This is a genomic window from Ignavibacteriota bacterium (assembly GCA_013285405.1).
GTDB lineage: Bacteria > Bacteroidota > Ignavibacteria > Ignavibacteriales > Ignavibacteriaceae > IGN2.
This window is the reverse complement of the sequence record CP053446.1, coordinates 2,904,916-2,918,336: the sequence shown is the minus strand read 5'-3', so window position 1 is coordinate 2,918,336 and position 13,421 is coordinate 2,904,916. Positions and strand designations below refer to the sequence as shown.

The following is a 13,421-nucleotide window of genomic DNA, read 5'->3' as shown; positions in this document are numbered from 1 at the left end:
TATTTTTATTGAAAACCTATATTTATCATTCCGTAGCCATATTTATCCCGAATTTTTGTAACTGCTCTCAACATTCGTCTTCTTTTTATTTCTTCCCATTCAAAGAGTTCCTGCTGTTCAGAAAATTTTGAAAACTTGCTCAATCCAATACCAATCAATCTTACTGCAACTCTTCTTGTAAGTGCCTTTATCAACATTTTCCATGCTTCTTCAAATATCGTTTTATCATCATCTGTTGGTTTTATCATTCTAGAACGCGTTAATGTATTAAAGTCAGAGTAACGCAATTTTATATGAACATTTGAAGCCAGCCAATCCATATCTCTGAGTTCCTGGCAGACTTTTCCTGTGAGTTTAAATAGTTTTTCTTTAAGAAATTGTTTGCTTGTAACATCAGCGAAAGTTCTTTCGTGTGAAATACTTTTTTGTTCATAGTTGTCAACTATCAGGTACTCGTTTCCTTCACCACAAGCTTTTTTGTAAAGATCAATTCCATATTTACCATAAGCTGCAGCAAAATAATCCTGTGGAAGTTTTGTTATATCACCTATTCTGTAAATTCCTTTTGAATGAAAATCCTGCAAAGTAACTTTTCCAACACCGGGAATTGCTTCAACAGGCATTGGAGCAAGAAATTCTTTTTCCATTCCGGAAAAAATATATGTTATTCCATTCGGCTTCATACAATCTGAACCAATCTTTGCGATAGTTTTGTTGCTGCCAATCCCAATCGAGCAAGGAAGTGATATTCTTTCCCAAATTTCTTTTTGAAGAAAAGAAGCAAACGAAAACAATGAACCGTAAACATTCCTGCATCCGGTAAAGTCCATATAGAATTCATCGATAGATGCCTGCTGAACAATGGGTGCGTATTGCAGAAGAATATTTTTTACAGCTTTTGAGAAATGTGAATACTCACCATGACTTCCGTGAATATAAATTCCGTGTGGACAAAGTTTGTATGCAGTTCTGATCGGCATAGCTGAATGAAGTCCGTAAACTCTTGCTTCATACGAACAGGCTGCAACAACTCCCCTTCCAATCTTTGGATCACCACCAACTATTACTGGTTTTCCTTTCTGTGAAGGATCAAGAATCCTTTCAACTGAAACAAAGAATGCATCGAGATCTAAGTGGAAAATTGTGCGCATAAATTACTTTCATCACCCTTCGACTCCGCTCAGGGTGACTTATTACCATTTAATTATATCTAACCCGAAACTGTCATACTGAGCGAAGTCGAAGTATGACGCATCTATCTTGATTTATTTTTATGACTAGTTTCGTTTTTACATTCGGATAGATTATGTAACAAATCGAAATTACCCTTTATTAAAACTTCCTTCTTTCGTCTATTCCAGCCTTTAATTTGTCTTTCAGCTGCAATAGCTTCATGAATGTTCATAAACTGTTGAGAATATACTAACTTAACAGGCAATCTGATTGATGTATAGCTATCATACTTTTTGAAGTTATGCTCTTCGACTCTTTTTTCAAGATTAGTTGTACATCCTGTATAATAACTTCCATCGGAACATTTTAATATATAAACCCAACTCTGTTTCATATTACCAACTTGATTTTGTCGCCCTTCGACTCCGCTCAGGGTGACTAATACCTACTAACTAATTAAAACACAGAACCGTCATACTGAGCGAAGTCGAAGGATGACATTTCAGTTAACAAACAATTCCTCCAACCTTGGATAAGCCTTAATTACCGTTCCCGGCATTTCAACTTTATCTTTTTCTTCCAGCAGATGAATAAGCTCAAATGCATTTGCAACTGCATCTCCCTGTGGATGGTTGTTCATTATAACATGAACTTCTTTTACTTTTGATTGAATTGATTTTATCTTCTGCTCAATTTCAATCAGCTCACCTGGAGAATAAAGATATTTGTATCGTTCGCTTCGTTCTTCATAAGACTGTTCTTTACCAAAACTATTTATTGATCTCTTCCATGCTTCAACATTTCTTCCGTGAAAACGGATGTAAGCTCTTTCATTTGTAATTATTGGTTCAAATGGAATTGCCTGTCCTATCTGCGGTTGATCAATTGTGCAATAAGTAAGATCATTTTCTTTGAAAAATTCAAAAGCTTTCTGGTTTTGCCAGGATAAATGTCTCACTTCAACAAAACATTTATAGTTGTTAAAAATATCTTTCAGTTCCTGAATGAACTGAGTAGCAGTATTATTATATGAGAATGAATATGGAAATTGAATCAGCAATCCACCAAGTCTTTCTGCATTCGACAGAATATCCAGATTGTATCTTACAGCTTTAATACTTTGTTCATCAAATTTTCTTTTATGTGTAAAATCCTGATGAAGCTTTATGTGGAAAATGAAATCTTCACTGTCAGTTACTTTCTTAATCCATCCTTCAACTATTTTTGGACTGAGATAAGTATAATATGTTGAGTTCACCTCTACACAATTAAAATAATGCGAATAGAACTGAAGCCAATCAAATTTTCCAGATTGCTGTTTTGGATAAAATGACGGCACCCAGTCTTTATAAGACCATCCTGCTGTTCCGATAAAATATTTTGGCATAATTTAATCTAAATTGTATTTTATCACTAAATACACTAAGTTAACAAAAGTGTTAATTATCTATATTTGACAATAATGAGAGCAACCGAACTAAATAAAATAAATAAACTGATTATAAGTACAGAAGACATTGCAAAAGTGCTTTCAATAAATAAAGAATCAGCAAAAGTAACTGCTAACCGTTACGTTAAAAATGGCTCGCTTTTTAGAATCAAAAGGGATTATTACATAACTGCAAACAAATACGAAAAGTTAAATGAGAAAGAACTCTTTCGAATAGCTAATACTATTCAGTTGCCATCATACATTTCTCTTACAAGCGCATTGAGTTATTATAACATCTCAACCCAACAGCTTCGAGGAATAATTGAATCTATCACAACTAAAAAAACAAATTTAATCAGAGTGAAAGAAGTCAGTTTTAACTTTATACTTATTAAGAAAGATTTTTACACAGGCTTTAAATTTGAAGAAGATATATTTATTGCTCAGCCTGAAAAAGCAATAGCGGATATTGTTTATCTCTCATCTCTGGGCAGATACAATTGTGATTTTGATGCTGTTAATTTTAATAAACTTAACAAAAGTAAAATTACAGGATACATCAGAAAAATCAATCAAAGAACAAAAATATACTGGGATATTTTATGCAAACGCTACAAGATTTAGAGAAGCTGGAAATTGAAATACTTGAGTTACTAAACAGCATCAAAGTCCTTGATTATCTTTACTTTGGTGGAGGAACTATGTTGCGGCTTTGTCATAATCTCAACCGTTATTCAACCGACTTGAATTTTTGGCTGGATAAGAAATCGGATTCAAAATCAATTTATGCAAAGTGTAGAGAACAGTTATCCGCCGCTTACAGGTTAACTGATTCAGCAAACAAAAAATTTACTCTCTTGTTTGAACTTAAAGCACCTTCTGTATCAAGAAGTATGAAAATCGAAATCCGTAAAGAACAAACAGATATTGACTGGGAAAGAAGAATTGCCTTTTCCAGATACACTAACAAACAGGTAATGGTTAAATCTCTTTCGTTAAATCAAATGATGAAAAATAAAATAGAAGCACTGATATCAAGAAAACTTATCCGTGATGCATTTGATCTTGAATTCCTTCTAATGCGTGGTGTAGATTTACCGGATAACAAAGATAAACTTTCAAAAGCTCTTCAAATCATAAATAATTTCAAAGAACAAGAATATAAAGTAACACTTGGTTCCATACTCGAAGAAAAAGACAGAAAATTTTACCTCGAGAATAAATTCAAACTTCTTAAAGAAGAATTAATAAAAAACATAAACTTTCCTAAATAAGATCAGACATAATATTTTTACAAATTAACTTCTTTACCCCACTTTTTTCTTTTCCATACTCCTATAAACACCAACTACAATTCCCACCAGTTTAAACGATAAATATTTTTTTTCAATAATTATTGGTTTGTAATCTGGATTTTCTGAAACGAGTTCTATTTCATTTTTCTTTTTATAAAATCTTTTGACCACTGCAGCATCATCAAGAATAGCAGCAATGATTTGTCCGTTTTTTGGTTCCAGATTTGGGTTTACTATTACAATATCACCATTAAAAATATAAGCTTCCTTTAAACTATCTCCTTTAACCCGAAGTAGAAATGAATCTTTTGGCATTTTAGCAATAGTGGGCAGTTCAATTGTATCAATTGCATCAGGATAAATAGTTAGTGGATTTCCTGCAGCTACTTCACCGAGAACAGGTTTGGGAACAAAAAATTTATCTTCAAGAGTTAGTTCAATACCACGAGATAACTTTGGATTTTTTTTGATAAATCCTTTTTTCTCTATTGCTCCAAAATGCTGCTGTACCGTAGCTCTGTTTTTATAGCCAAAGTGTGATGCAACTTCAGCTAAAGTTGGAGGAATTCCCTTTCCTTTTATCTGATCAATTAAAAAATTAAGAATATCTTTCTGAGTTTCGGTCAATTCCTTTTTCATTATAATCCATTTATTGGAGTAAAAGTAAGAGTAAGAGTAAGATAGACGACTTCAAAAACCAATTTTCTTTCTCCTATTCATTGTCTTAATCTAATTTATAGAATACCATACATTTGTATGGCAATATAAATTATTCTATAAAATAAGTCAATAGGGAATAATTCAGTAGGTGAAAATTTTTTAGAAGAGAATAAGGAATCAGTTAACGAAAATTTTGTTCAGAGATTCGACCAATTTATCTCTGAAAATTGGCTTGGAGATAAAATCTGTAAAACCAGTAGCAATAAATTTTTCTTTATCACCAGGTAATACATAAGCCGTAACTGCAATTACAGGAATTTTTTGAAACTTAGGAATTTGGTGGATTACTTTTAATGCATCAAGTCCATTGTATTCACCCTGGAGATTGATATCCATTATAATAAAATCAAATTCATTTGAATCGAGTAAAGGTAACGCTTCTTCAAAGCTGGCTGCAAATTGAATATTCTTTAAGTCTTTCATTTGAACTTTAAAGAGTATCTGAGAATCTACCTGATCTTCTATGTAGAGACATCTTAAGGAAGAAATACCATTCTTGCTTTTCTTGAAGTCAGGATTTTCATTTATAAACTGCTTTTGTTCGGTAATGACTAATTCTTCAGCACTCTCTTCCGGTTGCTTTTCTAATTTTCCTACGTTCTTCTTCACATACTCCTTTGATTCAATTGCTGCTGCAACAGGAACAGTTTGTTTAGTATGTTTTCTATCTCTTTCAGATATTGATTCTTCTTCAATTATTATTTCTTCGCCAAGATTTAATAATTGTGATTCAGAATCTTCTGACGCAAACTGAGGTTCTGTTTCAAATTTATTTTCATGAGTGTTTTTACTATCATCGAAATTTTTATTTTCATTTGAATGTACAATAAATTTTTCAGGTTCATGTGCTACAGGAGATTCATTCTTTTGTGACATATTTATAGGGAAGTTAAATGCAATATCCCGCTTTTCAGTATTATCATTCACAATAATAAATTTCCCATTTAACCTCTCTAACAGGGTATAAACTATCTGCATCGTCAATTTTGAAAGATTAAAAGTTTTTGGATCTTGTTTTTCCAAAAACAATGATTTGAGCGTATCAACAAGATGTGGTGTAGATTTACCAAAATTGTCTGAGATCGAGATATTAAAACTGTCACTCTCAGCAGGGTAAGCAGAGAAATACAATTTTTTCTGTGAAGAAATCCTTCCAATGAAACGAAAAATTATGTTTAGAAGATTTACTAATTTCTTTTTATCAATTCCAAATCGTAAAGATGATGAAATTTTCCCATAAGCAAATTCAATGTCTCTGATACCGGTAATTTCATTTAAATTCTTTTCATAATTTTCAATTATTTCTGTAACTGGTATTTCCGAAATTTCAGCAGCATCTTTATTATACTGTGTATCAGCAAATTCGATTATTGTGTTCATTAGCCCAAGTATTGATGCACGATTCTGGTTAATTATATCAAGTGCTTCCTTCTGTTCCGGTGATGGTGAATCAATACTTTCAACCAACTCTTGTGTGAATCCCAGTATAACATTCATTGGAGTTAAAATTTCATGGAATAAACCGGAAAGAAAAGTACTATCAATGAAATTTTTTTCCTGATCTGGTTGTGGTGTTAAAACAGGTCCTTTCTGAGTATTAGATTCACCTCGCTCAGTCGTAACCTTTGAAGTTGAAATCTTGGGTTCAAGTGTAGGTTTTGCAATTAATGTAAACGAATCAATATTATTTTCTGTGTCAAATACCGGTGTCGAAATCACTTCACTTTCTAAAAGTCTGCCTTCCGATGTAATCAGTTCGACAGTAAAATTCACTGTTTCCTTTATATGAGAATGAAATACAGAATCATTGATAAATACCTTGTCTTCTTCTCCACAATTAAGAGTAATGTCGGTATTCAGAATTTCATTCTTTGCAACCCCTAATAATCTGCAGACCGAATCGTTCACAAAAGTAATTTTTCCATTGGGATCTGTCACAAAAATCATGTCACTTGTATTATCAAAAGCAGCTTTGAAGATTTGCTTTTTATTCTCATTCTCAGTGAGGTTTGAAACATTCTCAAGAATATTCAAATACGAATCCGTACCTTCGTATTGAAAATCAATCCGGCTCATTCTTACATAAATATAGTTACCATCTTTCATTCGTTGTTTAAACGGTTTGCTGAATTGACCATCTTTAAAAATTTCTTGTGATGATCCAAGAAGATATTGAATATCTTCTGAAGTGTATAAATCTGTCAGATCGAGTTGAAGAAATTCATCGAGAGAGTAACCATAAAGATCAAGAGCCGCTTTATTTGCAGTAATGAACCGAAGACTTTCTTTATCATAAACATAAATTGGCTGTGGATTATTTATTATTAACTGTTCGGACATTTTCAAATCAATTTTTATTATTCTGTTTAATTAGTCTTTTCTAACCTATGAATATTTCAACAATTATGCCATTAGGATACATTTTCAAACATTCTTTATGAATAAAATTAACACAGAATTAAATTTCTGAAAGATGAAAATTCAACCTGTTTTAGTTAGAATATCGATTATTTTGCCAGATTACTCAAGCCTCAAGAACAATGATTAAAGCAAATCCTATCAAAATATTTTAACTAACAATTAAATACCCGAGTACATTTCAACTTTGAATCGGTATTAAGTAAAATTAATGGTAGTAAAATTAGCCGATTTATATAATTTCTTTACCATTATTGAATTTCTGACCTTGCAAAAATGGCTGATGGAAATCTTGTAATTCGTTTTAAATTAATTCTAAGTCTTGTTCCGGATTTATTATAATTTAGCGGGCTGAATTGAGTTAAGCACCTTTTCAATCGCTTGAATTAGTTTTTTTTTATCAATCGGTTTTTGTAAAAATCCATTTGCATTCTTTTGGAAGAACTTTTCCTCTTCGGGATTTAAATCATAAGCAGTAGTGATAATTACAGGAATATTTTTGCTTCGCTCATCCATTTTCATTTGTTGAAGCAGGGTTTTACCATTGCCTCCACTGTTAAGATTCAGGTCAAGTAAAATGAGATCGAAGTGATCACGAGAAATTTGAGTCATTGCGTCCGAAACTGTTGATGCAATACTTGTCCGATACTTGTTTCGAAGCAGTGTTTTTATAATTAACTGAGATTCGTGATTATCTTCTACAATAAGTAGAGAACTATTTTCCCCATTCATAAATTCTTGAAAATGTTCAGTCTTTTTTCTTACCGAAAGTTGTTCCAAATATCAAATCCCAGAAAGGTGTACTAACGCCATAACCTTTGTATTCATCCTGGTAATGATGCAGCATATGGTGATTTTTTATTGAAAGCCAGAATTTACTATGCATATTAAAATGATGAATAGCATAATGTGTAATGTCATAAAACAAATAGCCAAGAATAAAACCTGAAAAGAAAGGCAGCATCAGGAAGGGACCAAAAATCAATCTAAAAATAAAAAAGAATAATACAGCCAGAGGAATACTGACTGAAGGAGGCATTACTAATCTTTTTGAATCACTTGGATAATCATGATGAACTCCGTGGAAAATGAAATGTATCTTTTTCCCAAATTCACTTTTAGCCTTGAAATGAAATACGAATCTGTGTAATAAATACTCAGCGAGTGTCCACGCAGCAACTCCACCAATAAAAAGAACCGTGATATTCAATATCGATATGTTATATGTGAAAAAAGATAAATACATAAAAGCCAGAATCACAGGGACATACACAAACAATGGAACTGTGTAATGTACTCTTGAAAAAAATTCCATGAAATCACTTTTGAACATTCTTACAGTTTCATCTTTATTGGAGACAAAATTTTTAGCCATTTACATTCCTTAATTGTTAATTTTTAACAATCGAAATTTAATCATATTTATTAAATAGTAAACACCACTTTTTTGGCACTTTTACGTCAACTTTTTACTAATTCCTAAACCAGAATCTGCCGGAATATCAATTTCACCATTCTTTATCTGCATTCCATCAAACAGATCATTTGAAATTAATTTTGCCCCATCTAAGTCAATCCAGTCAGCCAATGGAGCCAAATGTGAAGCTGCAGTAATTGCACAAGAAGTTTCGGTCATACAGCCCAGCATAATTTTCAGGTTTAGTTGTCTTGCCAATTTGATCATCTGTAGTGCGTTCCTTAGTCCGCCGGCTTTCATAAGCTTAATATTCACTCCGGAATAATTATCTTTATTTTTTTTCAGGTCAGAAAGAATTTGCACTGCTTCATCAGCAATTATTGGAAGAGAAGATCTTTCAAGCAGCCACTTTGCATCATCAAAATTATCTTTTGGTAATGGCTGTTCAATCAGAATAACATTTTGTTCACTTAACCAGTTAATCATATCAAGAGCAAAAAATTTATCAGTCCATCCCTGGTTCACATCAACATACAATGGCTTATCAGTATATCTTCTTATTAAAGTTATCGTTTCGTAATCATTATCAGATCCTAATTTTATCTTCAGAAATTTATATTCTGAAGCAGCTAAAATTTTACGTTCTAATTCTTCAGGTTCGGAAATTCCGATGGTAAAAGATGTGAATAAATTCTCTTTGTGTTCGATTCCAAGAAGTTTATGCAAAGGCAGATTATTTATTTTTGCCCAGATATCATGCAATGCGATATCAACTGAAGCTTTAGCAGCATTGTTACCATTTTCAACACTTTCAACATAATTCAGAATATTGTTGATATCAGATATGTCATTATAGGATTCTAAGTTAATTTTATTCAGAAAGTCAAAAACACTTGATTGATTTTCTGAAAGATATGGCGGGAGTGAAGCTTCGCCGTATCCAGTTATCCCTTCAAATTTAATTTCAACCATCACTGCTGGTGTTGTAACTCTTGAACCTGATGCAATCGCAAACTGATCTTTTAATCTGATCGTATATGGGTAGTAATTGAGTTTCATTATCAATTTTGCATTTTAAATTTTATTAACGAAGTATAATCTTTTAACAATTGATGAGAGATATTAACTAAAATGATTTTCATTGAATTGATTATGCAGTAATAAAATGTGTGGGAAGAATTGTCATTCAAATTGAAACCAGACTTCTTACAGAAATGTAATAGGTCTTCGTATAATTATTCTATTGCATCGCCGTTCTGCCTTGGAGTTGAAAGAGTTTTAAATGCAACATTACTATCAGCCGTCAGGAAAGAAATGGTTCCCTCCTCAAGATGTTTATACATCAAATCATTTTCAATCAAATAATAAAATCTTTTTTTAAATTCATCAATGGAAATGTGTGCTGTCGCTGCAAGTTTTGCTAATTCGTGCGGATCTTCAAAATCGGTTTTATTTAATCTGAGCATATACTTTCTCGCGATATAGAATGATTCTGAACTGGGGTCAACCATCCTTACTCTGGTTCGTTTTGTAGTTGGATCAAGAATATCGCTGAAATAAAGTGGAACAAATCTTCCATTCTGAATTGAGATCATCGCTCCACTGCCGCCATCCAGAATAAATTGTGAGGCAGAGAAACCAAGATCTCTGGTATATTCCATATCGAAAGGAATCGGATCTGCACAGCGTAATTCGTAACCGATATTTTTCGCAACGACTGTTATTTTGATTCCAAATTCTTTTAGCTTCTGTTGTACTTTGGATTTCAGTATCTCACCAAAATTAATTTCTGCGATCCTGATATTATCATGAGCATCTCGTTCAATATCAACTAACTGATCAAGGTCTTCAATTTTCAATCTTTCTACTATTCCTTCAGCCAGAATTGCAACACCATCAGATCTGCCATAACTCATTCTTTTAATGATTGAACCAACGAGAACATCTACAACATGATTCAAACTAATTTTTTCACCCGGAAACTCTTCGGGAATAAGTGTTATAGTAGCTCCTGTAGCTTTTCCAATTCCAAGTGCAAGATGACCGGCTTTCCTTCCCATTGTAACTATAAAATACCATCTGGAAGTTGTCTGCGCATCAACCATGATGCTTTTTACAATTTCAACACCAATATGTCTTGCAGTTTGAAATCCAAAAGTTGGAATACCATGCGGCAGGTCAAGATCATTATCAATAGTTTTGGGAACATGCACTACTTTAATTCTCCCGGCAGCCATCTCATTAACTTTCAATGCACTAAAAGCTGTATCATCACCGCCAATTGTTATTAACTTATCAACGTCAAGACGAAGCAATGATGTAACTGTATTTTCCAAATGCTGTTCATTTTTTGTAGGATTCGCCCTTGAAATTCCTATGTAAGAACCCCCGCGAAAATGAATCCTGCTTACATTGTGAATTGTAAGTTCTTTAACGTGAGATGTGTCCCCTTCCATTATCCACTTAAATCCATCTTTTATTCCGAGTACCTCAATACCTTCCACTTCTGCTCTGATCGTTGCAGCACCGATTACACTATTAATTCCGGGTGCAGGACCACCACTAACAAGTATTGCTAATTTCTTAGGTGCAATTGACATAGTTCTGTTCTATCCTTAAAATAAATTTTTACAATTCCTTTCGATTTTTTTTTAATGCAATATTTTCAATCGGGCAAACTTGAGCATAAGTTGACGAACATTATTTCCTTCAAATGTGACAGTTGCTTTCACCATATCACCAGCGCCGGTTACATCAATCACTTTACCGAGACCAAATTTTTCGTGCATAACTCTGCTACCAACTCTAACAACTTTATTTTCCTGATCAAAATCATCATAATCAACTGAGTTGAAGTACTCATAAAAGAGTTCTTTCTTCGTTTTTCTGTTTGCCTTCCTGCCAATTCCGCCGTTAATTTCCTGAACTGTTGATGGTTCTATTTCATCAATAAATCTTGAACGACTCTGATAAGCAACCTCTCCAAAACGATAACGACTTCTTGCATGAGACAGATAAACTTTTTTCTGTGCTCTGGTTACAGCAACATAAAAAAGTCTTCTTTCCTCTTCAACGCTTGCATCTTCACTAAATCTGTTTGCCAAAGGAAAAATTTCTTCTTCCAATCCTGATATGAAAACGGTTGGAAACTCAAGTCCTTTTGCACTATGTACGGTAAGCAAAGTAACGGCATTCTTCTTATCATCTTTCATGTCGATATCAGAGATTAACGATACATCCTCCAGGAACTGATCCAGTTTTGCGTCTTTATGTTCTTTCGAATATTCTGAAATCGCAGCCATTAGCTGATTAATATTTTCGAGTCTTGATTGAGATTCGGGTGTATTTTCAGACTTGAACATTTTTACTAAACCAAGCTCATCAATTAATGCAAGAGAAAGTTCACCAACTGATAAAGTATCTTTTAACTTTATATATTTTTCAAGTAAAACCCTGAACCCTTTAACATTCTTCTGGATTCTTTCTTTGATATCTATTACTTCAAATACTCTGTTCATTGTTTGAAAAAGTGTAAGGTCGTGCTTTCTGGCAAAAGCAATCATTCTTGTAACTGTCGTATTTCCGATACCACGTTGAGGAAAGTTCATAATCCTCAATATACTTTCTTCATCATTCGTATTTGCAATGACATGTAAATATGCAATAACGTCTTTTACTTCTTTACGTCTGTAGAATTCTACTCCGCCGATTATGATATACGGTATTTTTTCTTTGTAAAATATATCCTCGAGTACTCTGCTTTGAGCATTTGTTCTGTACAGGATTGCGAAATCTTTATATGAAAGTTTTTTCTTGCTGATTTCTTTTTTAATAGCTTTTGCAAGTTGAAATGCTTCATCCTTTTCATCAGCGCAGCGAATTAATGTGAGCGGTTCGCCATCACTGTTTTCAGTCCATAATGTTTTACTAACCTGGTTTTTATTGTACTTTATAACAGAATCTGCTGCAGTCAGGATGGTTTTTGTTGAACGGTAATTCTGCTCGAGCTTAAATAGTTTATGATTTTTAAAATCTTTTCTGAAGTCCTGCATATTTCCAAGATTAGCACCTCTCCAGCTATAAATGCTTTGTGCATCATCACCAACAACAGCAATTTTGCAAGATCTTGAAACCAATAATTTTAATAACTCGTACTGGGATTTATTTGTGTCCTGAAATTCATCTACGAGGATATAGTTAAATCTGCTTTTATATTTATGAAGAATTTTTTCGTTTGAGTTAAATAACTGAATAGGTTTCAGAAGAAGATCTTCGAAATCCATTGCGTTGTTTGCAACAAGTCTCAGTTGATATTCTTCATAAATCTCAGCTATTTTTTCATCCCTGAAAGTTTTAACAAATTTTTTTCGGTACTCAGAAGGCATAATCATATGGTTTTTTAGAAAACTGATTCTATGCCTAACAGAATTAACAGTAAGTCCTTCAATCTCTATATTAAAATTGGTCATTATATTGCTTACAAGAGAGTACGAGTCTTCAGTGTCATAAATAGAGAAATTCGGTTTATAATCAATGTACTTTGCTTCGACTCTTAAAATTCGTGCAAAAATGGAATGGAAGGTACCCATCCAGATGGACTCAGCTTTTTTACCTACAAGCTCGACGATCCTGGATTTCATTTCATTTGCCGATTTATTTGTGAATGTTAATGCCAGGATTGATTCTGGTGAATAGCCATGTTTCAATAAATAGGCAACTTTATAGGTGAGTACTTTTGTTTTTCCGGAACCAGCTCCGGCAACAATCATTTGTGCTGGTCCGGTGAATTCAACAGCTTTTTGCTGGTCAGGATTAAGTTTCTTTAAATCGATCATTTGTCCCGATAATTTTTTGAAAAATTGGAAGCAAATATAAATAAACGAATTCCGATTGGAAAGTCGTTAATACGGTCATATTCTTGATAACATATAATTATCAGTAGTATCTTGCAGAAAATTCTAAATTC

At 33.0% G+C, this 13,421-nt stretch carries 12 protein-coding genes; 2 read left to right on the top strand and 10 right to left on the bottom strand.

Annotated features, from left to right (window positions below; all coding sequences use genetic code 11):
- Positions 1 to 5: 5 nt before the first annotated feature.
- The 3 genes from dinB to HND39_12725 all read right to left on the bottom strand — a co-directional run bounded on the left by dinB (position 6) and on the right by HND39_12725 (position 2,560).
- Positions 6 to 1,151, bottom strand: coding sequence for a DNA polymerase IV (gene dinB / locus HND39_12735; GenBank protein QKJ97078.1), 1,146 nt, complete (start codon positions 1,149 to 1,151; stop codon positions 6 to 8).
- A gap of 104 nt (positions 1,152 to 1,255) precedes the next feature.
- A complete protein-coding gene (locus HND39_12730; protein QKJ97077.1) occupies positions 1,256 to 1,567 on the bottom strand; it encodes a GIY-YIG nuclease family protein in 312 nt (103 codons plus the stop codon).
- Positions 1,568 to 1,675: 108 nt separating this feature from the next.
- Positions 1,676 to 2,560 carry a DUF72 domain-containing protein gene (locus HND39_12725; protein QKJ97076.1) on the bottom strand — a complete coding sequence of 295 codons (885 nt, stop codon included), beginning with the start codon at positions 2,558 to 2,560 and terminating at the stop codon, positions 1,676 to 1,678.
- A gap of 75 nt (positions 2,561 to 2,635) precedes the next feature.
- Between HND39_12725 and HND39_12720 the strand changes: the two genes are divergently transcribed.
- A complete protein-coding gene (locus HND39_12720) occupies positions 2,636 to 3,229 on the top strand; it encodes a hypothetical protein (protein ID QKJ97075.1) in 594 nt (197 codons plus the stop codon).
- The gene (locus tag HND39_12715; GenBank protein QKJ97074.1) at positions 3,208 to 3,879 is read left to right on the top strand and encodes a nucleotidyl transferase AbiEii/AbiGii toxin family protein; all 672 of its coding nucleotides are present in this window, start codon (positions 3,208 to 3,210) and stop codon (positions 3,877 to 3,879) included. Before HND39_12720 ends, HND39_12715 begins: the two co-directional genes overlap by 22 nt.
- A gap of 33 nt (positions 3,880 to 3,912) precedes the next feature.
- On the opposite strand, the gene lexA is transcribed toward HND39_12715, so the two are convergent.
- The 7 genes from lexA to HND39_12680 form a co-directional block, all read right to left on the bottom strand.
- On the bottom strand, positions 3,913 to 4,539 hold the full coding sequence (lexA, locus tag HND39_12710; GenBank protein ID QKJ97073.1) for a transcriptional repressor LexA: 627 nt from the start codon (positions 4,537 to 4,539) through the stop codon (positions 3,913 to 3,915).
- Between the two features lie 198 nt (positions 4,540 to 4,737).
- On the bottom strand, positions 4,738 to 6,960 hold the full coding sequence (locus tag HND39_12705; GenBank protein QKJ97072.1) for a PAS domain S-box protein: 2,223 nt from the start codon (positions 6,958 to 6,960) through the stop codon (positions 4,738 to 4,740).
- Positions 6,961 to 7,374: 414 nt separating this feature from the next.
- Positions 7,375 to 7,770 carry a response regulator gene (locus HND39_12700; protein QKJ97071.1) on the bottom strand — a complete coding sequence of 132 codons (396 nt, stop codon included), beginning with the start codon at positions 7,768 to 7,770 and terminating at the stop codon, positions 7,375 to 7,377.
- Between the two features lie 16 nt (positions 7,771 to 7,786).
- Positions 7,787 to 8,413 (bottom strand): fatty acid hydroxylase, encoded by a 627-nt coding sequence (locus HND39_12695; protein QKJ97070.1) that lies wholly within the window; start codon positions 8,411 to 8,413, stop codon positions 7,787 to 7,789.
- Between the two features lie 81 nt (positions 8,414 to 8,494).
- On the bottom strand, positions 8,495 to 9,514 hold the full coding sequence (locus HND39_12690; GenBank protein QKJ97069.1) for a dipeptide epimerase: 1,020 nt from the start codon (positions 9,512 to 9,514) through the stop codon (positions 8,495 to 8,497).
- Positions 9,515 to 9,690: 176 nt separating this feature from the next.
- Positions 9,691 to 11,055 (bottom strand): 6-phosphofructokinase, encoded by a 1,365-nt coding sequence (locus tag HND39_12685; GenBank protein QKJ97068.1) that lies wholly within the window; start codon positions 11,053 to 11,055, stop codon positions 9,691 to 9,693.
- Between the two features lie 51 nt (positions 11,056 to 11,106).
- Positions 11,107 to 13,290 carry a UvrD-helicase domain-containing protein gene (locus tag HND39_12680; GenBank protein ID QKJ97067.1) on the bottom strand — a complete coding sequence of 728 codons (2,184 nt, stop codon included), beginning with the start codon at positions 13,288 to 13,290 and terminating at the stop codon, positions 11,107 to 11,109.
- Positions 13,291 to 13,421 lie beyond the last annotated feature (131 nt).